This is a genomic window from Haloferax gibbonsii ATCC 33959 (assembly GCF_000336775.1).
GTDB classification, from domain to species: domain Archaea; phylum Halobacteriota; class Halobacteria; order Halobacteriales; family Haloferacaceae; genus Haloferax; species Haloferax gibbonsii.
On the sequence record NZ_AOLJ01000019.1, the window covers coordinates 183,929 to 205,413 of the forward strand.

The 21,485-nt window shown below is 65.0% G+C and carries 20 protein-coding genes and 1 tRNA gene; 7 read left to right on the plus strand and 14 right to left on the minus strand.

Annotation, left to right across the window (positions count from 1 at the left end; translation table 11 throughout):
• Window positions 1–194 precede the first annotated feature (194 nt).
• From C454_RS13510 to C454_RS13525, 4 genes are all read left to right on the plus strand, one after another.
• On the plus strand, window positions 195–1,661 hold the full coding sequence (locus C454_RS13510) for an MATE family efflux transporter (RefSeq protein WP_304999705.1): 1,467 nt from the start codon (window positions 195–197) through the stop codon (window positions 1,659–1,661).
• 62 nt (window positions 1,662–1,723) lie between these two features.
• Window positions 1,724–1,796 (plus strand) — tRNA-Arg (locus C454_RS13515).
• A 164-nt stretch (window positions 1,797–1,960) separates the two neighbouring features.
• A complete protein-coding gene (locus C454_RS13520) occupies window positions 1,961–2,332 on the plus strand; it encodes a hypothetical protein (protein WP_049905178.1) in 372 nt (123 codons plus the stop codon).
• The gene (locus C454_RS13525) at window positions 2,333–2,662 is read left to right on the plus strand and encodes a type II toxin-antitoxin system PemK/MazF family toxin (protein WP_004976484.1); all 330 of its coding nucleotides are present in this window, start codon (window positions 2,333–2,335) and stop codon (window positions 2,660–2,662) included.
• 259 nt (window positions 2,663–2,921) lie between these two features.
• On the opposite strand, the gene C454_RS19945 is transcribed toward C454_RS13525, so the two are convergent.
• Window positions 2,922–4,064, minus strand: a complete 1,143-nt coding sequence (locus C454_RS19945) for a hypothetical protein (protein WP_233510397.1) — start codon at window positions 4,062–4,064, stop codon at window positions 2,922–2,924.
• Window positions 4,065–4,290: 226 nt separating this feature from the next.
• On the minus strand, window positions 4,291–5,436 hold the full coding sequence (locus C454_RS13530) for a Fic family protein (protein ID WP_004976486.1): 1,146 nt from the start codon (window positions 5,434–5,436) through the stop codon (window positions 4,291–4,293).
• Window positions 5,437–6,012: 576 nt separating this feature from the next.
• On the opposite strand from C454_RS13530, the gene C454_RS13535 reads away from it, so the two are divergent.
• Window positions 6,013–7,476, plus strand: a complete 1,464-nt coding sequence (locus tag C454_RS13535) for a methyl-accepting chemotaxis protein (RefSeq protein ID WP_004976487.1) — start codon at window positions 6,013–6,015, stop codon at window positions 7,474–7,476.
• A 212-nt stretch (window positions 7,477–7,688) separates the two neighbouring features.
• Here C454_RS13535 and katG read toward each other — a convergent pair whose 3' ends face one another.
• Entirely contained in the window at window positions 7,689–9,845 is a 2,157-nt protein-coding gene (katG, locus tag C454_RS13540; protein ID WP_004976488.1) for a catalase/peroxidase HPI, read from the minus strand.
• Between the two features lie 368 nt (window positions 9,846–10,213).
• Between katG and C454_RS20390 the strand changes: the two genes are divergently transcribed.
• Window positions 10,214–10,540: a hypothetical protein gene (locus C454_RS20390; protein WP_152421548.1), complete on the plus strand. Its 327-nt coding sequence runs from the start codon at window positions 10,214–10,216 to the stop codon at window positions 10,538–10,540.
• 50 nt (window positions 10,541–10,590) lie between these two features.
• Here the strand turns inward: C454_RS20390 and C454_RS13545 are convergent, their stop codons facing one another.
• Window positions 10,591–11,385, minus strand: a complete 795-nt coding sequence (locus C454_RS13545) for a TrmB family transcriptional regulator (RefSeq protein ID WP_004976490.1) — start codon at window positions 11,383–11,385, stop codon at window positions 10,591–10,593.
• Window positions 11,386–11,770: 385 nt separating this feature from the next.
• Here C454_RS13545 and C454_RS13550 point away from each other — a divergent pair, with 385 nt between their 5' ends.
• A complete protein-coding gene (locus C454_RS13550) occupies window positions 11,771–12,571 on the plus strand; it encodes a TrmB family transcriptional regulator (protein WP_008096652.1) in 801 nt (266 codons plus the stop codon).
• A gap of 178 nt (window positions 12,572–12,749) precedes the next feature.
• Here C454_RS13550 and C454_RS13555 read toward each other — a convergent pair whose 3' ends face one another.
• The 10 genes from C454_RS13555 to C454_RS13600 are packed head-to-tail and all read right to left on the minus strand — an operon-like array spanning window position 12,750 to window position 21,485.
• Window positions 12,750–13,409: an aspartate/glutamate racemase family protein gene (locus C454_RS13555; RefSeq protein WP_004976492.1), complete on the minus strand. Its 660-nt coding sequence runs from the start codon at window positions 13,407–13,409 to the stop codon at window positions 12,750–12,752.
• A complete protein-coding gene (locus C454_RS13560; RefSeq protein ID WP_004976493.1) occupies window positions 13,409–14,332 on the minus strand; it encodes a nitroreductase family protein in 924 nt (307 codons plus the stop codon). Before C454_RS13560 ends, C454_RS13555 begins: the two co-directional genes overlap by 1 nt.
• Window positions 14,329–15,276 carry an aminopeptidase gene (locus tag C454_RS13565; RefSeq protein ID WP_004976494.1) on the minus strand — a complete coding sequence of 316 codons (948 nt, stop codon included), beginning with the start codon at window positions 15,274–15,276 and terminating at the stop codon, window positions 14,329–14,331. Before C454_RS13565 ends, C454_RS13560 begins: the two co-directional genes overlap by 4 nt.
• A gap of 1 nt (window position 15,277) precedes the next feature.
• Window positions 15,278–15,937 carry an AroM family protein gene (locus C454_RS13570; RefSeq protein ID WP_004976495.1) on the minus strand — a complete coding sequence of 220 codons (660 nt, stop codon included), beginning with the start codon at window positions 15,935–15,937 and terminating at the stop codon, window positions 15,278–15,280.
• 1 nt (window position 15,938) lies between these two features.
• On the minus strand, window positions 15,939–16,856 hold the full coding sequence (locus C454_RS13575; protein WP_004976497.1) for a DUF1177 domain-containing protein: 918 nt from the start codon (window positions 16,854–16,856) through the stop codon (window positions 15,939–15,941).
• Between the two features lie 8 nt (window positions 16,857–16,864).
• Complete coding sequence (locus C454_RS13580; protein WP_004976499.1) at window positions 16,865–18,034, minus strand: DUF917 domain-containing protein; 1,170 nt, start codon at window positions 18,032–18,034, stop codon at window positions 16,865–16,867.
• On the minus strand, window positions 18,031–18,393 hold the full coding sequence (locus tag C454_RS13585) for a hypothetical protein (RefSeq protein ID WP_004976501.1): 363 nt from the start codon (window positions 18,391–18,393) through the stop codon (window positions 18,031–18,033). The genes C454_RS13580 and C454_RS13585 overlap by 4 nt, the downstream gene beginning before the upstream one ends.
• Complete coding sequence (locus C454_RS13590) at window positions 18,390–19,454, minus strand: ABC transporter ATP-binding protein (protein ID WP_004976503.1); 1,065 nt, start codon at window positions 19,452–19,454, stop codon at window positions 18,390–18,392. The genes C454_RS13585 and C454_RS13590 overlap by 4 nt, the downstream gene beginning before the upstream one ends.
• On the minus strand, window positions 19,451–20,578 hold the full coding sequence (locus C454_RS13595; RefSeq protein WP_004976504.1) for an ABC transporter ATP-binding protein: 1,128 nt from the start codon (window positions 20,576–20,578) through the stop codon (window positions 19,451–19,453). Before C454_RS13595 ends, C454_RS13590 begins: the two co-directional genes overlap by 4 nt.
• Before the next feature lies 1 nt (window position 20,579).
• A complete protein-coding gene (locus C454_RS13600) occupies window positions 20,580–21,485 on the minus strand; it encodes an ABC transporter permease (protein WP_004976505.1) in 906 nt (301 codons plus the stop codon).

Here is a 21,485-nt window from a genome sequence, read left to right on the forward strand (position 1 = left end):
CCACCCACCGTTTCTCTCGACGCCACCCGTTTCGGTGAGCCGCGCCCGTCCCGTTCGGCCCCGAGGTTCGCGGTTCGCGGTTCACGGTTCGCGGCTGTCGCCCCCGGTCGCTCCCGCTTGTCGGCGAGGCGAATCCGAGGGGCGAAGACGCCTATCGACGCTTTCAAACGGTCTCCGCGTGTCTCACCTGTTCAGTGTCCCTCCCCGAAGGAGGTTCCCTCACCGAAGGCGACCTCAAACGGCCGATGTTCGAACTGGCGTGGCCCATTATCGTCACCGAACTCCTCCAGGTGGCGTACAACCTCGCCGACACCGTCTGGCTCGGTCGGCTCTCGACCGACGCCGTCGCCGCCATCAGCCTCGCGTTTCCCCTCATCTTCCTGCTCATCTCCGTCGGCGGCGGCTTCACCGTCGCCGGGAGCACGCTCGTCGCCCAGTACACCGGCGCGAAAAGCGAGGGCTCCGCCGGGACCGTCGCCGGGCAGACGCTCACGTTCATCACCGTCATCGCCGTCGTCGTCGGCGTTATCGGCTTTTTCGCCACCGACGCGATGCTCGGCGTCCTCCCGAGTTCGGAGGCGACCGCCGGGCAGGTCATCCCCCTCGCCGGCGACTACATGCGCGTGTTCTTCCTCGGCCTACCGTTCCTCTTCGGCTTCTTCGTCTTCTCCGCGCTCATGCGCGGCTACGGCAACACCCGCGCCCCGATGGTCGTGATGTTCATCAGCGTCGTCATCAACATCGTCATCGACCCCGTGTTCATCTTCGGCTTCGACGCCAATCCGCTGTTTTCGATGCTCGGATTAGAGGGGCTTCAGGCGAGCCTCTTCACCGCCACGGGCTTTGACGGCTTCAAAGTCGCCGGCGCGGCGTACGCGACGGTCCTCTCTCGCGCCGTCGCCACCATCATCGGCATCTACGTCATCTTCGGGACGAGCGCCGGCCCCGACGTGCAGCTCGCCGACTTCCGCCCGCAGTTCGAGTACATCAAGAAAATCGTCGATATCGGCGTCCCGAGCGCCATCGAGCAGTCCGCCACCGCCCTCGGTTTCATCACCCTCACCGCGATGGTCGTCACGTTCAAGCCCGAGGTCGTCGCCGCGTTCGGCCTCGGCAACCGACTCACGTCGCTGGTGTTCCTCCCGGCGCTCGGCCTCGGACGGGCGACGAACACCATCGTCGGCCAGAACCTCGGCGCGCAGAAACCCGACCGCGCCGAGAGCGCCGTCTGGCTCGCCGCCAAGGTCGGCGCGAGCGTCATGCTCGTCACCGGCGTGCTCGCCTACGTCTTCGCCGAACCCATCGTCGCGTTCTTCCTCCAAACCGGGACCGCGTCGGCCGCCCAGACGATCGACCTCGGCGTCGAGTACATCCGCATCCGGGCGTTCGAATTCGGTTTCATCGGCGTCCTCCAGGTCGTCCTCGGCGCGTACCGCGGCGCGGGGAACACCAAGACTGCCCTCGGTTTCTCGCTGTTCGCGCTCTGGTTGGGCCGCGTGCCAATCGTCTACCTGCTTTCGTTCCAGTTCGGGTTCGCCGAGACGGGCATCTGGCTCGGGATGGCCGTCGGGCAGATTCTCGGCGCGATTGCGGCCACGGCGTGGTTCACCCGTGGCACGTGGAAACACAGCGTCGTCGACGCCGACGCGACCGGAACGTAATCGGCCGCCGGCGTGGGTTCCACAACGGTTTTACGTCGGTGTCGTGTAGCTCTCTCCGCTGAGGGCCCGTAGCTCAGTGGACAGAGTGCTTGGTTCCGGACCAAGATGTCGCGGGTTCAAATCCCGTCGGGTCCGTACAGTTCTGGAACGCTTTAGAACCAAAGAGCGGGCTCTCTACCCGTCGAATCGCATATTTTCCTGTCGACAGATTTCGTCACGTAGCATGACGAACTCACTACAATCTTCAGAACACAAAGTACAGCAGTACACTCATTACATCAGTACACATATTTCACAGTATGCCCGTGAGCATCGACGACTTCGAATCTGGTGACCTTCCACGAGGGCCAAGCGTCCCCGAACAGGTGGTCACGTACCTCTACACTCACAGCGACCAAGCATTCACCCGCTCTGAGATTGCGACTGCCATCAGCGAGAACCCGAATACCGTCGGGACTGCACTCTCCCGCTTGAAGGACCGCAACCTCGTTCGCCACAAGGGAGAGTTCTGGGCAATCGCAGAGGACCAAGAGCGTGTCGCTGCCGCCTACGACCTCCACACCACGAGCGAGCGACTCAACGACGAAGACAGTGGCATCGACGCCGACGAGTGGGACTCAGTCGCTCCGGAGACACCACATCCGAGCGAACGAGACGAGGACCGACAGTAGATGCAGCCAGAGCGCGGAGACGTCGTCCGGAGTTCTGACCCCTTCAAACTCGGTGATGACAAGCAACGACCGTGGCTCATCGTCAACAACGACTCTCACCCGTTCGGTGGCCAGCAGTACATTGCGGTCGCTATCTCGACGAAAGAGTACGACGACTCACTCCCGCTCACCGATGGCCTCTGGGAAATCGGTGGTGTTCCTCGCGACTCGTTCGTCTCTCCGTGGGCAGTTCACTCACCTCGCAAAGAGGATTTCGTGGCGTGGCAGGGACGTCTCGAAGAGACGTTTGTCGACCGCGTCGTCGAGCAGGTTGAACAGTATCTGAGGTAGCCAGAACTGAGAGTCGCTAATCGCCAGACAACGAACCGATTAAACCAAATTCGTCACACACGATGACGCATTCCCTTCGGGTCCGTCATTTTCTAAAACCACATATTCAGTGCATAGAGGCCACAGAAGGTTCCTCGACAGTTGGACGAACGAACTACCGTAGATTTCGTTCGCCGAGAGGGAATGGTACCTATCGAACCAGACCGTATCGAGATACTCTACACCAACTCTTGGAAGACGAACAGGCCTGTACGCGTGGTTATTCACTCATCTTCCATTCACAGACCTTGTTCGAACGTTCCGTCACAGGCCATTTCACTCGACAAGCGATCTCGTCAACACTCGTGTTCTTCGGAACGTCGAAGTAGAGGACACCATTCGTCGTTTCTCCGGGGGCAAGCTCACGCGAGCCACGGAAGTATGGCATCTCGACCGGTTCACGCAGTCCACGTGCGAACCCACGGTTCGAATTTGAATCGACAAATCCGTTCCCTTCGACTTCGAACCAGTCTTTGTCAGGTTCTGAGATAGTCGAATCCGTCGGGTTCCACGCAGTTATCTCGAAGACAGCGAACGAACGCCTGTCGAGAGAGTGGTTTTCGAAGCCACTTCCGTTTTCGTCGACCCAGACCGTATCACTGACTGTCGGTTTGCTCACCCGAAGTTTGACACCATTCGGTAGCTCGTGAGAGCTTCCAAACTGTGCCTTCGTGGGAACGACGTGAGTCGTTTTCTCGAACGCCGGAGGCACTGCAATCGTTACGTCTTGAACCCCTTTTGCTGGGACCGTTCTTTCGATTGTCACCGTCTCACCAGGCTCAACTGTGGTATCAAGTACGCCGCCCGGTGCATTCGGCTCGGTGCTCCGTGCGACAGAGAACCGCTGGTTGAACAATCCAGCACTCCCACCGGTGTTCGTCACCGACACCGAGAACTCTATTGGGTCACCGTTAACGTGTTCTTCGGGGACATCGAGAGACGTGAGTTCCACATCTGGAAGCGAACTCGGGTCGACCGTTCCCTCCCAATACGCTTCCAAAGTCGACGACTGTGAATCGGAGAGCGAAATACGGAAATCCGTCGAGTCAGCCGGGACCTCGAAGAAAACCCAGCCCAACGCGGTGACGTTAGGATGCGCGTCTTCGGCTGTTTCGTAAAGTGTCCCACCGAGCGGGAACGACAGCGTCGGTTCACCACCCGGTTTCCCCTTCGGTTTGAGAGGCCGGTACTGGCTCCCACCGGTGATAAGTGCCAGAGAGTCACGGGAAGGGAGGTTGACGACCGACTCGCCTGTATTCGCTGACCGGACGTCAGCTAAGATCAAAGCGTTACCCGGCTCTGGGCTGATTGTGGTTCCATCGTCCAGCCGCGCTGCGCCGCTGAACCGAGCGGATGCAACCACAATGGTGGCACCATTGGACCGTGAGTACGACTCTCCGACCGAACGTTGTACTGGTCCACTCGCCTCAGGAGTTGGTGTCGCTTCCGTCCTAGACGATGCAGCGGACGAGTCAGTCTTCGTCGTACAACCAGCAGTCGATGCGAGTGCGAGCGAGGTGAGGAACGTTCGACGGTGCATAAACCGGGATGGTCCCGGTTTATGACTTAAACCTTCGCGCCGAAGCGACCTACTCGAACACGTCGAACACTTCCACTGCCTTGTACTCTTGACCCCACTCGGCCCCAGTCACTTCTTCGATGAGGCCGGCGTCTTCGAGATTATCGATGACGTTGTAGGCAGTTCCACGTGACACGTCGAGTTCCCGGACGATGTCGTTCGCCGTGAAGTACGGAACTTCGAGTAATTTGCGGGCGAATCTGTCTGTCGACGTGTTCCCCGCGTAGTCCGTCTCGTATTTCGATTGCAGTTCTTTGAGTGCCCACGTCCGGTCGTACGACTCTTCGGCCTGCGACCGAAGTGCTTCGAGGAAGAAGTCGATCCACTCGACCCACTCGCCCTGCTCACTCACGGCGCGCATCTTCTCGACGTACTCGACCTTGTTTCGGTTGAAGTAGGCACTCGGATAGATGTACGGACTCTCGATGTAGCCTTGGTCGACCAGATAGAGGATGATGACGAGTCGGCCGAGACGCCCGTTCCCGTCTGAAAACGGGTGAACCGTCTCGAAGAAGTAGTGGATAATCGCGGCGTCGACGAGTGGGTGGTACTCACCATTCATCCCAACGTACTCGACGAGTGAGGACATGAGGTCATCGAGAGACGATGCCGATGGAGGGATGAACGGGTCTTTGGCTGGGTTCGGACTGTTGAGCCGGACCATGTGGTCGCGGAACTCTCCGACGACGTCGCCCTCGTTACGCACGTCGTCGAGGAGCATCTCGTGGAGGTGTTTGAGCAGGTCGAGCGTGATTTCGCCACCGCCACCGACGTGGTCGATGCCGTACAGGAGCGCCTCCTCGTAGTTCAGGGCCTCACGCAAGTCCTTGCTTTGTGCCTCTGCATCGGCGCTGTCTTCGTGTTTCGTGTGGAATGCGGCGACGTCCTGGTAGTCGACTTCTGCACCCTCGATTCGGGCGGACTCGACTGCCTCGATTCGGATGAGCGTCGTGTACAGGACGGCCGCGAAGTCGACTGTCGAACTGATGCCGTCGACACGACCAATCTGGTAGGCTGCGTCGGCGACGAGGTCGTGTGTCTCGTCGGGGAGTTCGATTTTGGGCTCTGGCGGAAGCGGGTCTGGCGAGTAATACGGACGCGGATGATACTCGACGTACTTCCCCGGTGCCTCCTTCGGGAGCTTCTTCCTCCGCATTTCTACGCAGTACATGGGGTACCCATGTATAACTATTCATATACCAATTGAACAAGATCGGGATGAAGCCCGGTATGTACAGAGCAACCCGGGAAATTTGAAATAACAGTCGTTGATATCGGCCCTTGTAAAACTATTATTTAAACCACTAAACAAACAAACGTGTTCGAGTCACCCGTCGTCGACTAACAAGGAGACGATTTGACAACGAACCGTTCTGGCTGGGAGACAACTACCAACGTTCAGATTTCGAACGAAATGAATCCAAAAATGCGACCTGTCGGTCACGTTGAAAATGCGCCGTGCAGTCCCTCATTCGCCTGAAATCTAGACCCCGTTCGTCCACCGAACGAAAGCCCGTTGGGTCCGTACAGTTCTGGAACGCTTTAGAACCAAAGAGCGAGCGCTGTAGCCACCGATTTAGCATTTTCACCACCAACCGGTTTCGTCACGCACCATGACGAACTCTCCCAGCACGTCCTGCTCGGCGTCGGCGCAGTCGTGGGGTTGACCCTGTTCGCGTGGTTGCCATGGCTTCCGCGCCGGGTTCGGAGCGGGTTCGCGTCGATCGGCTTGATGACGTGTTCGGCCCTGCTCGTCTATTTTTCGGGGGGATACATCGAGGCGCACTTCCACTTCTTCGTCATCGTGGGCGTCCTCGCGGTGTACGAGGACTGGCTCCCGTTCGTCGTGGGCATCCTGTACGTCGCCGTCCAGCACGGCATCTTCGGCATGGCGCACCCCGAGGCGGTGTACAACCACCCGGACGCCATCGCCAACCCGATGGGCTGGGGGCTCGTCCACGCGGTGTTCATCCTCATGCTCGCGTCGGCGTTAGTCACGAACTGGTTGTCCGTCGAGCGTTCTCGGGAGGAGACCAGAAAGAAGATGCAGAGCCTCGAAGACAGCGAGGAGGCGAAGGCCGAAGTCGAGCGCCTAAACGAGCAGTTGGTGGTGCAAGCCGACGAACTCGCCGCGGCCATGGACGCGGTCTCGGAAGGGGATTTCACCGCGAACCCGCCCGAGAACACCGATATCGAGGCTATCGAAGCCATCAGCGACGCGTTCGTGGCGATGAAGCGCGACCTCTCATCGACCATCGTCGACCTCCGGGCGTTCGCGGCGACCGTCGAGCGGACGACGCGGTCGGCCCACGACGACGCGGAGACGCTCGAACGGACGCAACGACAGCTCGCGGCCGACGTGCGGGCGTTCGCCACAGACGTACGCGAACAGGCCCACGACCTCGAATCCACGACCGACGAACTGAGCAGCCTGTCGGCGACAATCGAGGAAATCGCCGCGAACGCCGACCAGGTCTCAGACGAAGCCAGTAACGCGGCGACGGCCGCCGACGAGGGCACGGGAACCGCGGCGGCGGCCATCGAGGCGATAGAGAACATCGAGCAGAGCGTCGACGAACTCGCGTCGCTCGTCGAATCGCTGGACGACCGGATGGACGACGTCTCGAAGAGCACCGACCTCATCGAGTCGATCGCCGAGCAGACGAACACGCTCGCGCTCAACGCGAACATCGAGACCGCCCGCGCTTCGGACGGAAGCGAGGGGTTCGCCGTCGTCGCGAACGAGGTGAAGTCCCTCGCCGACGAGACGCAGAACCACTCGGCGGCCATCGAGCGGACGATAACCGAGACGGTCGAGGACGTGGCGCGCGTGCAGGCGGAGATGAAACAGACGAAGGCGCAACTCGAAACCGGGCGGTCGACGACGACCGACGCCGCCGAGGCGTTCGTGGCGGTCTCGGAAATCGTCGAAAGCGTCGACATGTCGGTCAACGAGGTCGCCACGGCGACCGACGACGGCGCGCGGACGACCGAGGAAGTTGTCGACGCGATTATCGGCATCGCCGACCACTCGCGGGACATCGCAGAACAGAGCGACGCGCTGGCGAGCCAAGCCGAGTCCAGAGCGGCGACGATTTCGGAGATTCGAGCGCAACTCGACGACCTCAGGGGCCAGACCGGCGGCCTGCAAGAGCAGCTCGAAACGTTCGACTGCGAGGTTCCGTCCGGCGGCTGAGCCGGGTCGCGTCCGACGGCGTCCGGTCGAGTCGGGTCGGGTCGGGTCGGGTCGGGTCCGGTCGAGTCGGGACCGACGAACGACTGCCGACTCGCGTCTGCAGTCGCTCGGGGAGCGAATGCGAGAACGCGAGCAAAAAAGTCAGCCGGCGGCGGCGGTCGCATCCGCCGCGGGAACCGATTCCGCGCCTCAGCCGAGGGCGGGCGTCGCGGTTATTCGAGGTCGAAGCGGTCGTGGCTCATGATCTTGTGCCACGTCTCGACGAAGTCCTCGACGAACTCCGCTTCGCCGTCGTCGCCGCCGTACACTTCCGCGATGGCGCGCAGGCGGGAGTTCGAACCGAAGACGAGGTCGAAGCGAGTGGCCTCCCACTCGACGTCGCCCGTCTCGCGGTCGCGCACCTCGTACAGATACTGGTCGTCCGAGACCGGCTCCCACTCGTAGTCCATGTCGAGCAGGTTCACGAAGAAGTCGTTCGTGAGCGTCTCGGGCTCGTCGGTGAGGACGCCGAGGTCGGAGTCCTGGTAGTTCGCGCCCAGCGCGCGCATGCCGCCGACGAGGACGGTCATCTCGTGCGCCGAGAGGTCGAGCAGGTCCGCCTTGTCGACGAGCAGGTCCTCGGGGCGCTCGTCGGCGTCGTCCGCGATGTAGTTCCGGAAGCCGTCGGCGTCGGGCTTGAGCATCTCGAACGACTCGACGTCGGTCTGTTCCTGCGACGCGTCGGTCCGACCGGGCTCGAACGGCACTTCGACGTCGTAGCCGGCGTCGACCGCGGCCTGCTCGATGGCCGCAGCGCCACCCAGCACGATGAGGTCCGCGAGCGAGACGCGAGTGTCGTCGGACTGCGCGCCGTTGAAGGACTCCTGAATCCCTTCGAGGGTGCCGAGCACGTCGTCGAGCTGGTCGGGCTCGTTGACGTCCCAGCTACGCTGGGGTTCGAGCCGGATGCGCGCGCCGTTCGCGCCGCCGCGCTTGTCGCTGTCGCGGTACGTGGACGCCGAGGCCCACGCCGTCTTGACCAGCTGAGACACCGAGAGGCCCGAGTCGAGAAGTTCGGCTTTGAGTTCCTCGACGTCGTCCTCGTCGATGAGGTCGTAGTCGGCGTCGGGGATTGGGTCCTGCCACAGCATCGCTTCGTCCGGGACCTCGGGGCCGACGAGTCGGGACGGCGGGCCCATGTCGCGGTGGAGGAGCTTGTACCACGCCTTGGCGAACGACTCCTGGAACTCCGCGGGGTCCTCTTGGAACTCCTCGAGCACCGCGCGGAAGTCGGGGTCCTTCTTCAGGGCGATGTCGGTGGTGAGCATCATCGGGTCGACGAGCTGGTCGGGGAGGTGAGCGTCGGGCGCCGCGTCCGGAATCTTGTCCGCGGGCGACTCGTCGGCCGGCCGCCACTGCCACGCGCCGCCGGGGCCCTTGTGAGCCTCCCACTCGTAGTCGAGCAGGTTGTCGACGTAGCCCATGTCCCACTTCGTGGGGGCCTGCGTCCACGGCCCTTCGATGCCGCTTGTGATGGTGTCGGGGCCCTTCCCGGAGCCGAACTCGTTCTTCCAGCCGAGACCCTGTTCCTCGATGGGTGCCGCCTCGGGCTCGGCTTCGAGGTTGTCGCCGGAGTCCGCGCCGTGGACCTTCCCGAAGGTGTGGCCGCCGGCGATGAGCGCGACGGTCTCCTTGTCGTTCATCGCCATGCCGCTGAACGTCTGGCGGATGTTCTTCGCGGAGCCTTCGAGGTCGGGTTCGCCGTTGGGACCCTCGGGGTTGACGTAGATGAGGCCCATCACGGTGTTTCCGAGCGGCTCTTTGAGGTTACCCTCCTCGTCGAAGCGGTCGGGAGACGTCGTCTCCCACTCCTCTTCGGGGCCCCAACTGGGTGCCTTGTCGCCGACGTAGTCGTCGGCGCGGCCACCCGCGAAGCCGAACGTCTCGAAGCCCATCGATTCGAGGGCCACGTTGCCGGCGAGGACGATGAGGTCGCCCCACGAGAGCTGGTTCCCGTACTTCTTTTTGACGGGCCAGAGGAGTCGGCGCGCCTTGTCGAGGTTCACGTTGTCAGGCCAACTGCTGATCGGAGGGAGGCGCTGGTGCCCGCCGGAGGCGCCGCCGCGGCCGTCGTGCGCGCGGTACGTTCCGGCGCTGTGCCACGCCATTCGGATGAAGAGGGGACCGTAGTGACCGTAGTCCGCCGGCCACCAGTCCTGCGAGGAGGTCATCAGCTCTTCGAGGTCGGCTTTCACCTGCTCGTAGTCGAGCTTCTGGAACTCCTCTGCGTAGTCGAACTCCTCGCCCACCGGGTCGGTCTGTTGTGCGTTCTGGTCGAGGATTTCGAGTTTCAACTGGTTCGGCCACCAGTCATGGTCGGAGCCATTCATACGCCAACGGTTACCGCTTTTGGGTGATAAAATTGACTGATTTTGAATTAACTCTTGGTTATAGCCAAAGCAATCTTTTTACTTTATGAATAATTCTCGGTATGGCTCACTATTGGTAGGTAGACTATCAGTAAAACACAACTAGAAAGGCGGGTGACAGGTTGTGGCGCTCGGCGCGACCTCCTCCCGCCACTCGGCCGCCCAAGCGGAGGTGAAAGCGGGTGGCTGGCCGGAGGCGGCCGGTTTCGGGTCCTCGAAAGGAGTCCAACCGCACTGAGATACCCGAACTTCACTCGGATAATAAAAAAAAAACTACCACGTGAATTTGTGCGGCATTGAACAATACCGCCGCTGTATTCGCATGCACCATGGAAGATGGAGCAACGGCACTCTCGTTTGACACGCAACTTGCGGCTATTCAACACGTCGAACGGCGTCTACTGCTTCTCACGCTTCTCAGAGCGGGGCCCGACAGCACCGCGTTCGACGCTGACCACACACCTCCGGGAACCGACGTGCGGGAACTAAAACTACAGATGTACCACGTGCACCTCCCGAAGCTCGAACGGATGGGCCTCATCGAGCCGAACGGGAACTGGTACGACATCCGCAGAGGTCCGCGCTTCGACGATATCGAACCGCTGTTGCGCGTCATCGACGACCACCGAAAGAAACTGCCGGGCGACGTACTGTAGGCGTCGTCGAGCGAACCGACGTGCGAACGAACGGCAGCGCCGCTAGCGGATTACTCCGAGTCGCGGCCGAGCAATCCTTGGGACAGCAACCGGCGCGAGATGACGATGAGCCCGTTCTGGAATCCACTGCCGAAAATCGCGTGTTCTTCGCCGGTGGCGGGAACGATGGTGCTGACGAGAATCGACGAGCGGTCGACGAGTAAGAGCCGGCCGATAGCGAGGTTCTCGGCGGTGTTCTCGCCGCGGAGCCATTCGAGACCGGAGACGAACGTCGTCGCGCTCGGGACGGCCGCCCGCACCTGCTGTCGCAGGGATTCGGTCGCCGCCCCGATGAGCACGTCCACATCCTCGGCTCGGGCGTTCAGGTCATCGACGAACCGGTCGGTCAGAAGCGAGTCGTCGCCGAGGACGAGCACGATTTCGTCGTCCGCGTCGTCGATGAGCTTGTGCGTCCGGTTCGCGATGCCCTCGGTCCCGGACATCGCCCAGACTTCCTGAACCGAGCCCTGTTCGTCCGAGTCGATTCTGTCGGTCCGTTCCAGCGCGTTCGTGAGCCGGTCGATTCGGTTTTGATACTGCGCACGGAGCGTCTCGGTCGCCTCCACGAGCGGGACGGCCCGGAACCGCTGCGGACTCGAGTGCTGGACTTCGACGAGTCCCTGCGCCTCCAGCACGCGAACCGCGTCGTACACGCGAGTCCGCGGTACGTCGGTAATCTCGCTGAGTTGCTTCGCCGTGCCCGTCGAGACGCGAGTGAGACCGACGAAACACTTTGCCTCGTACTCTTTGAGTCCGAGTTGCTGAAGTACGTCGATAGCGTCCTCTTGTGAATCTCCCGTGCTCATATGTCTCAACCGAACTCCGAGGCGTCCCGTCTCCTCACGAACGCTTGTATCGGCGAACGGATAACAATTGTTACTTTTCGAGTGAATACGTTTCGGCAAGGTTAGCCAACTGAGTTAATTCGGGGTTAAAGCAGTGTTTTCACGGTAGTTCTGAACACGGTGTTGTTATATTCTTAGTGACAGGGTGATTTTCCATAGTTTTCGTACGTTACGCGCGGATAATCGACACGTGATGAATTCACTCAGATAATCACAAACAACTATACGGCGCCGGGACGAATCGCGACTGCGGCACACAGTGGAGTACTGTGTCCCAACCACAACTGACACGTGCCGCCTCAGCCACTCGTCGTGGCTGAGTTTCGCAGACATCGAGGCACCCATTATGAGTACTGATTCGGGCGACGACTTCCGTTCTGTCGCAATCGAACAATTGAAACAACTCGGCCTCAGCACGTACGCCGCACGGACCTTCGTCGCACTCACCAGCCTCGGTACCGGCACGGCAACGGAGATTAGCAAGGTCTCCGAAGTCCCACGAACTCGGGTGTACGACGCGGTCGACGAGTTACGCGAGCGGGGACTCGTCGACATCCAACAGTCCTCACCGAAGAAGTTCTGGGTGGTATCCGCGGAGACGACGTGCCAGAAGTTCGAACAGGAGATGAGACAGCGGACCTCCCTTCTGACGACGGCGCTTCAGGAACTCGGAACTACCCAGCGCAAGCAGGAACAGCGTGGCGTCTGGACGGTTGAAGGCCAGCCTGCCGTCACGGACCGTGTCCTCGAATTTATCGGCGGCGCGGAGGACGAAATCGTCTACATGACCGTCGAGGGACTGCTCACCGAGGACATCGTCGAGGCGCTGGGGGAGGCGGCACGCCGGGGCGTCTCGATTCGGGTGGCGGGAATCTCGCCGGACGTTCAGGGGATGATTCGCGACGAAATCCCCGACGCGGAGCTGTTCGACACGCTCTGGATGTGGTCGGACACGCCCGCGGGACGCCTCATGATGGTCGACGGGAATCAAACGCTCGCGAGCGTGCTCGTCAACGGCAGGGACGCGACTCCGTCCGACCCTCGCTCGGAGACGGCGATTTGGGGTGTGGGCGAGACGAACAGCCTCGTCGCGGTGCTCCGTGCGATATTCACGTGGCGGCTCGAAAACGCTGACCCTGCCGACTGAGGCGGACGGCTCCGGAGCCGTGGGCGACTCGAAACACGGGGATAGAAGCCTTCGAAGCCTGGGACTCCTTACTGCGACCCGTTACAATCGGCCGACGACTGTCGAGAAAAACGCTCGCGCGAGTCGCCCCGAGCGCGGCGCGAGCGGCGCGGAATGCCATCGGGGCGGGTCCGGCAACCTACTGCCGTAGTGGACGCGGCGGCGCGACCGCGGTCGTCGCCACCGCGCCCATCGCCACGACAGGGTCGACGATGGGTATCGGAACGTCGGCCCGCACGTCGGGAATCGCGCCCGAAGAGGAGATGCCGGTACAGCTCGGCGCGACGACGTCGCAGCCGGCCTCGACGAGGCGGTCGACCGCCGCACGAATCGCCGCCCGACCCTCGTCGGTCGTGAGGTAGTTCGTCGTCGCCGCACCCTCGACGACCTCCTCGGCCGCGAGCCGGTCGCCGAGCAGATGTCGGATGCTCGACCCGGCCCCGTTTTCGAGGCCGAGCGTCCCGACGCGCTCGTCGCGGGCGGACGCGACGGCCGCCACGCTCGCGCCCGCGCCGACGACCGGGACGTCGAGCGCGTCGCCGAGCGCCTCCACGCCGGGGTCGAGCGCGCAACTGATGCAGAGCGCGTCGACCTCGGTCGCCATCTCGCGGCCGAGCGCCTCGATGTGCGGGAGGGCGTCGGCCTCGGCGGCCGCGTTCGGAATCCCGTCGGGGTGGTCGGGGATACACCGCGACAGCGTCGAGACGTGCGGGTAGTGCCGTTCGATGAGCCGTCCGTGGAGGGCGACTTCCTCGGGGTCGTCGAGCGTGAGCACGCGGAGGACGCCGAGTTCGACCATCAGACAGCACCTCCGGTGTTCCGATCGGCGTCCGTGCCGGCGTCCGTATCCGCCGGTTCGTCGATACCGCGGGCCTCGAAGAACCCCTGCTGGCGGAGCGCGTCGAGCAGTTCGCCCTCGCGGCGGTTCATGAAGCCGTTCGGCCCCCAGTAGCGTTCGAGCGTCTCCTGCCACTCGCGGCGGTCGTCGCCGTAGACGCTGTCGCCGTACATCTCGTTCATCGCGTCGTAACAGGCGTCGAGCTGGTCGTCGGTGGCGTCGCGGTAGCCGCCCTCGTGGAGGACCGCGTCGAGCGGGACCCGCGGGGCGTGCTCGGTCGCCTCGCCGTGGCGCGGGACGCCGAGACAGAGGCCGAAAATCGGCAGGACGCCCGAGGGGAGGTCGGTCGTCGCGGCGACCGCGGTGAGGTTGTTCAGGATGTTGCCGATGGGACAGACGCCGTAACCGCGGCTTTCTGCGGCCAGCATCACGCCCATCGCGGCCAGCGAGGCGTCTATCGCTCCCTCCAGCAGCCCCATCGCGGGCGCCGTCCGGAACTCGCGGTCGCGGTGCTCCAACAGCAGTCGAATCCGGCGGAGGTCGATGCAGACGAGGAGGAAGTGGCTCGCCTCCTCGACCTGCACGGTGCCGCGGCTACACAGCTCGTGAATCCGCTCGCGGCGGTCGGGGTCGCGTATCCAGACGAAGCTGTACATCTGGGTCGTTCCGCTGGTCGGGGCCTTCCGCCCGGCGTCGACCATCGCGCGGACCTCGTCGTCGGGGATTTCGGCGTCGGTGTCGAACTGGCGGACCGTCGCGCGACGCGCCAGCCACGGGGCGAGGTCCGGCACCTCGGCGACCGCCGCGGCGAGCGCGGGCCGGTCTGTGCGGCTCGTGCGGTCCGTGCCGGCGCGGTCACCGCCTGCGGGCGTGCGGTCGCTCACACGAGCACCTCGCCGTCGGCGACGACGACCTCGCCGTCGAGCGAGACCGTCGGTTCGAGGATGACGCCGTCGAGGTGCGAGTCGCAGTCGATGGTCCCGCCGAAGCCGAGGTTGTCGCCGAAGGCGACGTGGCAGGTGCCGTACACCTTCTCGTCTTCGAGGACGGTTCCGATGATGCTCGCCGCCGGGTTCGTCCCGAGGCCGAGTTCGCACACTCGCCGGGCGCAGTCGTCGCCGCTCGTCGCGTCGAGGAACTCGTCGGCGGCCGCGCCCTCGACGGCCGTGATGCGCCCCTCGTCGAGTTCGACCGTCAGCGGCTCGTCGAGGACGCCGACGCACGCGAGGCCGCCGTCGAAGACGAGCGCGCCGGTCGCCGTTCCCTCGACCGGCGCGATGTAGCTCTCGCCGGACGGGAGGTTGCCGGAGTCGCCGGAGTCGGCGATGATGCCGTCGCTCGGGATGCCGTCGCGGCCCGAAAGCGACATCGTCGCCGACGCGCCGCCGGCCTCGATGCGGGCCTCGTCGGCCGCGGTGAGCTTCTCCGTGAGCGCCGCCGTCAGGCGCTCGACCTCCTCGTAGTCGGCCGTAATCGCGCCCGCGCCGAACATCTGGTCCGTGATGCCGGGCATCGTGGCGACGCGCGCGCCGGCCTCGGTCGCGGCCTCCCGCGCCCGCGTGTGCGTCAGCGACGCGCTGGTCGGACAGACCACGATGTCGGCCGACTCCATCGCGCGGGCGACCGACTCGGGCGGCTCCATCCCGTTTCGCTCCATCGGCGGAATCTCGAACAGGCCGGACTCCAGCCCGAGTTCGACCCCCGCATCGAACAGCGCCCGTCCGATGTGGTTCGTGTCGGTGTCGGTCACGACGAGGAGCGTCTCCCCGGGATGGGCGTTCATGTTCTCGGCGAGGAGTCGCTTCGCCACGGCGCGGTGGTCGGCCACGTCAGAGCACCTCCTCCGCGGTCTTCGCCAGCACCGACCGCCCGAGCAGGACGCTCGTGTCCGTAATCTCGCGGACGGTCCCTTTCATCTCGGGCGTGTAGCCCATGCAGTCCATCACGATGAGGTCGGCGTCGGTGCCGATTTCGGCGGCGGCCGCGGACACCTCGTCCTCGTCGGCGTACGGCGACCCCGCGGCGGTGACGAGGTCGTAGTCGGCCCACTTCTCGAACGTCATGGCCTCCTGTTCCTCCTTGGGCATGATGACGCCGAGGGTCCCGCCGTCGAGGATGGTCGAGACCCACGCCGAAAGCAGGTCGCTCGGCTCGAAGACGGGAACGCTGGCGTCGAACGGCGGGAAGTGGCCCGTACAGAGGACGCCGATGGCCGTGACCTCCGATTCGAGGGCGCGGATGCGTTCGCGGAGGAGTTCGACGACCGACTCGCGGTCGACGGTGACGGGCGTCCCGTCGGCGAGTCGGGAGACGTACACCGGCTCTCCCTCTCGCGGGCCGACCGCCGCTTCGACCTCGGCCGCCGAGTCGAACCGGTCGAGCGCGCCGACCTCGACGATGTCCACCTCGGGCGGGAGCGCCGCCGCGATGTCGGGCGTCACGTCGCTCCGGGGTGCCTGTCCGATGGTCACGAGTCCGAGCGTCGACATCTCAGACGCCCTCGCCCAGCGTCTGGAGGCGCCCCATCGAACCGTACAGCGACGTGAGTCGGTCGTACTCGGTCTCGTCGTAGAACGACGCGCGGCCGCGGGTGAAGTCCTTGGCCGTCTCGACGACGAACCCGGTCGCGTCGAGCAGGTCGGTGAGGTAGTTCGCGCCGGTCCCGCAGCCGGGGACGGGCGAGACGCTCGTCGTCGCCACGCCCACGACGGGCGCGTCGGTCGCCGTCGCCGGCTGGAGGATGCTGTTGATGTGGTGGACGTCGTTGCCGTAGGGGGTGATGTCCTGCATCGTGAGCGTGAGCGTGCTCGGCGGGCGGCCGGTCGACCGCTCTTGGATGTCGAGGAGGCTGTCGCTCACCTTCAGCACCCACCCCTCCTTGACGGTCGGCGTGATGGCGAAGCCGCGCTCGCAGTGGACGCGGTTGCCCTTCGTGGCGTCGACGGAGACGACGGCGTCCATCTCCTCGTCCACCTCGTGTTCGTTCATGGTGCTCGTATCGACCGGACTGCCCATGAAGGGCACCGGGTCGTGGGGGGAGGTCGGCGCGTCGGGACAGACGTGCGTGGCGATGCGAACGTCGCCGGCGAGCACGTCGCCGCGGGCGCGCATCTCGCCGAGGTGGAGCGCGACCGCGAGGGCCACGATGGCCCCGTCGGCGTCGGAGACCGGTCCGAGTTCGGCCGGCCGGGCGGCGACCCCGCCGAGGCGACCGATGACGCCGAGCGTCGGCGCGTCCGGGTCGGCCCCGGGGACGACCGTCTTGACGAAGTCGGTCGACCCCTCGTCGGTCGAGATGGTCGTCACTTCCGTGTCGAGACCGTACGTTTCGAGTGCGTCGCGTACCAGTTCGCCGTCCGCGTCGGGACGGCTGAGGATGTCGTATGCTTGCTGAATCTTGTCGAACATGAGTTGCGTTAGTTGAATACGTGTGATTTGACCGCTTTTCCGACCGCCTGTTCCACCGGGTCGAAGAGCGCCGGGTCGGCCATCCCCGCGCCCAGAGAGAGGTTCGCCGCGGGCGCGACGACGACCGCAACCGACCGGCCCTCCGCGAGTTCCGCCGTCGAGACGGGCATCCCCGTCTCGGCGTCGAGCGTCGTGATGAGGTCCGGGAACGTCGCGAGGCGCTCGCCGTCGAGTTCGAGCGTCATGTACTCGTTCCAGAAGGTGAGTTCGCGGCCCTCGATTTCGACCTCACCCACGTCGAATCCCCCGGTCGTTTCGAGCGCGAACGACTCGACGGGACCGACGAGCGAGACCTCGCCGCCGACGGCGTCGGCGACGCGTTCGGCGGCGTCGCGGCCGTCGTCCGCGAGCCTGACCGCGCGACCGACCGCCTCGGCCTGGTCGTACGTGTCGAGCGCCGCGTGCGCCTCGGCGTAGCTCGCGGGAACCGGGTTGCGGGCGACCGCGACGAGGCCGCCGGCGTCTTCGGCCGCGTGCCGGACGAGCGACGCCGCCGTGCCGAGTTCGGCCTCGACGACCGTCTCCAGTCGGGCCGCGGTGCCCGGCACGCCGCCGACCGCCGCCTGCACCGACTCGGAGTCCTGCGACAGCCCGATAGAGCCCATCGGCCCGGTCGGGTGCGCCCGCCCGTTGCAGGCGGCATCGACGAGCGGGAGGCCCGTCACGGCGGACTGGAGCAGCCCGTTTACCGTGGCGAACCCGCCCATCTCGTTCGTCATCAGCGCGCCGACGGTCGTTCCGTCGGCCGCGAGTCTGTCCACCAACAGTTCCACCGCGCGCACGTAGTCCGCGGGGTCGACGTGGCTGTCGGTCGCGGCGGGCGCGCCCACGCCGCTGACGGTCAACACCACGTCCGTCGGGTCGAGGTCGGCGACCGAGACGATTGTCGGCCGGCCGTACTCGACGGCGAGTTCGCCGAACTCGATGCCCTTGGCCAGCGAGCCGCCGCCCCCGCCGCCGAGGACCGCGCCGCCGACCGCGACGTCTTCGACCCATTCGGCCGTTATCGTCCGCTCGCCGCCCGTCGGCTCGGGTCGTGTCTCGTCTGTCGGCGCGGCGTCGTCTCTTGCCGCGCGCTGCGTTCCGTCCGTCTGTGTCCGCGTGTCGTCTGTCGTCATTGGGGTGCCTCGGGGGAGTCTGCGTCGTCGGCCGTCACGCTGAGGAAGGCGTTCGGCCGCTGTCTGTCGGCGTTGCGAAGCGTCGCGGTCCCCCGCGCCCGGAGTCGCTTCATGCCCGCCGCGAGCAGGTGGTACGTCTGGTCGCGGCCCATCGATTCGAACAGCCCGTCGGACTTCGCCACCGCCGTGGCGCAGACCTCGTCGTCGCGGCACGGCCGGTCGCAGGCCGAACACGCCGGCTGGGCGGTCTTGAACGCCGCCGGGTCCGACGCGCACGACCGGAGGAGTTCGTCGGTCCACGGGCGGTTCCGTCGCGCCCGCCGGAGGGCGGCGAGGCGCGCTGCGCGCTCTGCGGTCATTCCCACTCCGCGCCCTCCTCGAACCGGTCGTCGTGGAGGAAACACCGGGCGACCTGGTCCGGGCCGCGCTCGTACAGTTCGGGCTCCTCGACCGCGCAGGCGTCGAACTCGTGGGCGCAGCGCGAGCGGAAGGCGCAGCCGCTCGGCTTCTCCCGCGGGTCCGGCACCTCGCCGTCGAGCGTGATTCGGTCGGGCTTCGCCAGTTCGTCCTCCTCGCTGATGGTCGAGATGGCGGAGAGGAGCGCCCGGCTGTAGGGGTGTTGCGGCGACCCGAACACCGAGTCCACGTCGCCGACCTCGACGAGCCGACCGAGGTACATGACGCCGATGCGGTCGGCGACGTTCTTCAGGAGCGAGAGGTCGTGGGTGATGAACAGGTAGGTGATGCCGAACTCCTCCTGTATCTCCTCGAGGATGTTGATGATGCGGGCCTGCACGCTCACGTCGAGCGCGCTCGTCGGCTCGTCGAGGACGACGAACTTCGGGTTGAGCGCCACGGCGCGGGCGATTCCGACGCGCTGTTTCTGGCCGCCCGAGAGCTGTCCGGGGTAGCGGTACATGAACTCCCGAGGGAGGTCCACCATGTCCAAGAGTTCCTCGACCCGTTCGAGCCGGGCCTCGGAGTCGCCGTAGTCGTGAATCTTCAGGGGGGCCTCGATAATCGACTTGACGCGGTGTCGCGGATTGAGGCTCGACGCCGGGTCCTGGTGGACGATTTGCATGTTCCGGCGGAACCGCTTGAGCTCGCCGTCGGAGAGGTCGACGACGTTCTGGCCGTCGATTTCGACCCGCCCGCTTGTCGGCTCCGTCAGGCGGAGCATCGACCGGCCGGTCGTCGTCTTGCCGGAGCCCGATTCGCCGACGAGTCCGAACGTCTCGCCCTCCGCGATGGAGAAGCTCACGCCGTCGACGGCGCGGACCTCCCCCGCCTTCTTCTGGAAGATGCCCTCGAACAGCGGGAAGTGTTTCTTGAGGTTCTCGACCGTGACCATCGGGTCGTCGAGGTCCCGGTCGCGCTGTGCCGCCGCCGTCGATTCGGTCGTGTACGCTGAGTCGTTCATTGGTCCGTCCCCCCGTCGGCGGAGATGTCGCCGGGGGCGTCGCCGCCGCCGGCCAGCCACGGCGCGGTGCCGATGTCGACCGGGTCGGCGGCGAGCGATTCGTGACGCTCGCGGGCCGGGAGCCCGTCGAACAGGTGACACGCGGTCGCGTGGTCGGGACCGGTCCGCCGCGGGTACGGGTACGCCTCGTGGCAGGCCGCCTCGGCGTGCGGACAGCGGTCGGCGAACCGACAGCCGGCCGGCGGGTTCGTGTAGTCGGGCAGGTGCCCCTCGATGCCGTCGCCGATGCCGGTCGAGAGCGTCGGGATGCTCTCCAACAGCCCGCGGGTGTAGGGGTGCTGGGGGTTCGCGAACAGGTCGACGGTCGGCGCTTGCTCGACGATTTCGCCCGCGTACATCACGTTGATTCGGTCGCTGACCTCGCGGGCGACCCCGAGGTCGTGGGTGATGTAGAGGACGCTCGTGTCGCGTTCCTCGACGAGTTCGTCGAGGAGGTCGAGCACCTTCGCCTCGGTCGTCACGTCGAGGGCGGTCCCCGGTTCGTCGGCGATGAGCAGGTCCGGCTCCGACAGGAGCGCGATGGCGATGAGGACGCGCTGGCGCATCCCCCCGGAGAGCTCGACCGGGTAGCTCTCGAAGACGCGCTCGGGCGCCGAGATTTCGACCTCGCCGAGCATCTCGATGGCCCGTTTCCTGTGTTCGGCCTTCGCGCCGGTCGACAGCGCGTCGCGGACGAGCTTCGACAGCGACAGGCGCGGTCGCCCCTGCCACTTCAGCACGTCCATCATCTGCTCGCCGACCGTCAAGACGGGGTTGAGACTCGTCATCGGGTCCTGCATTATCATGCTCATCTCCTTGCCGCGCCGCGAGTGGCGCTCGGCGTCGGAGAGCGAGAGCACGTCCTCGCCCTTGTAGCGAATCTCGCCCTCGGGGATGGTCGCCGAGGGGAGAAGTCCCATGATGGATTTCACGGTGACGCTCTTGCCGCAGCCCGTCTCGCCGACGAGCGCCGCGGTCTCGCCGCGGTCGATGCTGAAGTCGATGCCGTTTATCACCTCGGCCGTCCCGTCGTGGGTCTCGAAGTGGACGTGGAGGTTCTTGACCTCTAAGATGGGGTCCGCCATCTCAGTCCACCTCCACGTCGAGCACGTCGCGCAGGCCGTCGCCGATGAAGTTGAACCCGAGGACGGCGAACGAAATCGCCAGCCCCGGGAACACGGCGATCCACCAGAAGCTCGTGACGTAGTTGCGGCCCTGCGCAATCATCGCGCCCCACGTCGGCGTCGGCGGCTGCGCGCCGAGGCCGAGGAACGACAGGCCCGCGCCGACGAGGATGACGAAGCCCATGTCGAGGGTCGCCTTGACCGTGATGGGGCTGACGACGTTCGGGAGAATCTCCTTGAACGTCGTCCGCACCCACCCCGACCCGAGCGCCCGGCTCGACTCGATGAACTCGTCTTCCTTTATCGAGAGCACCTCGCCCTGCACGAGGCGGGCGTACCACGACCACCACGAGAAGGCGATGGCGACCATGACGTTGAACAGCGACGCGCCGGTCGCGGCGACCACCGCCATGGCGAGGAGCGTGGGCGGGATGGCGAGGAAGATGTCCGTCACCCGCATGATGACGGTGTTCGTCGTCCCGCCGAGGTAGCCCGCGATGAGCCCGAGCGTCACGCCGATGGAGATGGCGATAGAGAGGACGATGCCGCTCATCAGGAGCGACAGGCGCGCCCCGAACAGAACGCGGCTGAAGATGTCGCGGCCGGTCGTGTCGGTGCCCATCAGGTGCGTCGCGCTCGGCGGCTCGCTCGCCTGGTCGAAGTAGACGCCCGCGCCGGCGTGTTCGGGGAACGGCGCGATGTACGGCGCGAGGAGCGCCGCGACGACGAGCGTCAGAATCATCGCCAGCCCGACGAGCGAGAGCTTGTTGCCCGCGAAGGTCCGAAAGCCGCGTTTGAGCTGTCGAATCCGCTCTTTTCGGGCGGCGCTCTCGGTGTCGAAAAACGGGAGCGAGGTCTTCGTGGACAC

Excerpts from the sequence above, each read along its gene's own strand:
- C454_RS13525 (WP_004976484.1), top strand. The coding sequence starts at position 2,333 with ATGCAGCCAGAGCGCGGAGACGTCGTCCGGAGTTCTGACCCCTTCAAA.
- C454_RS20390 (WP_152421548.1), top strand. The coding sequence starts at position 10,214 with ATGGAAGATGGAGCAACGGCACTCTCGTTTGACACGCAACTTGCGGCT.
- katG (WP_004976488.1), bottom strand. The coding sequence starts at position 9,845 with ATGAATGGCTCCGACCATGACTGGTGGCCGAACCAGTTGAAACTCGAA.
- C454_RS13550 (WP_008096652.1), top strand. The coding sequence starts at position 11,771 with ATGAGTACTGATTCGGGCGACGACTTCCGTTCTGTCGCAATCGAACAA.
- C454_RS13545 (WP_004976490.1), bottom strand. The coding sequence starts at position 11,385 with ATGAGCACGGGAGATTCACAAGAGGACGCTATCGACGTACTTCAGCAA.
- C454_RS13595 (WP_004976504.1), bottom strand. The coding sequence starts at position 20,578 with ATGGCGGACCCCATCTTAGAGGTCAAGAACCTCCACGTCCACTTCGAG.
- C454_RS13535 (WP_004976487.1), top strand. The coding sequence starts at position 6,013 with ATGACGTGTTCGGCCCTGCTCGTCTATTTTTCGGGGGGATACATCGAG.
- C454_RS13580 (WP_004976499.1), bottom strand. The coding sequence starts at position 18,034 with ATGACGACAGACGACACGCGGACACAGACGGACGGAACGCAGCGCGCG.
- C454_RS13585 (WP_004976501.1), bottom strand. The coding sequence starts at position 18,393 with ATGACCGCAGAGCGCGCAGCGCGCCTCGCCGCCCTCCGGCGGGCGCGA.
- C454_RS13530 (WP_004976486.1), bottom strand. The coding sequence starts at position 5,436 with ATGCGGAGGAAGAAGCTCCCGAAGGAGGCACCGGGGAAGTACGTCGAG.
- C454_RS13590 (WP_004976503.1), bottom strand. The coding sequence starts at position 19,454 with ATGAACGACTCAGCGTACACGACCGAATCGACGGCGGCGGCACAGCGC.
- C454_RS13570 (WP_004976495.1), bottom strand. The coding sequence starts at position 15,937 with ATGTCGACGCTCGGACTCGTGACCATCGGACAGGCACCCCGGAGCGAC.
- C454_RS13555 (WP_004976492.1), bottom strand. The coding sequence starts at position 13,409 with ATGGTCGAACTCGGCGTCCTCCGCGTGCTCACGCTCGACGACCCCGAG.
- C454_RS13520 (WP_049905178.1), top strand. The coding sequence starts at position 1,961 with ATGCCCGTGAGCATCGACGACTTCGAATCTGGTGACCTTCCACGAGGG.
- C454_RS13575 (WP_004976497.1), bottom strand. The coding sequence starts at position 16,856 with ATGTTCGACAAGATTCAGCAAGCATACGACATCCTCAGCCGTCCCGAC.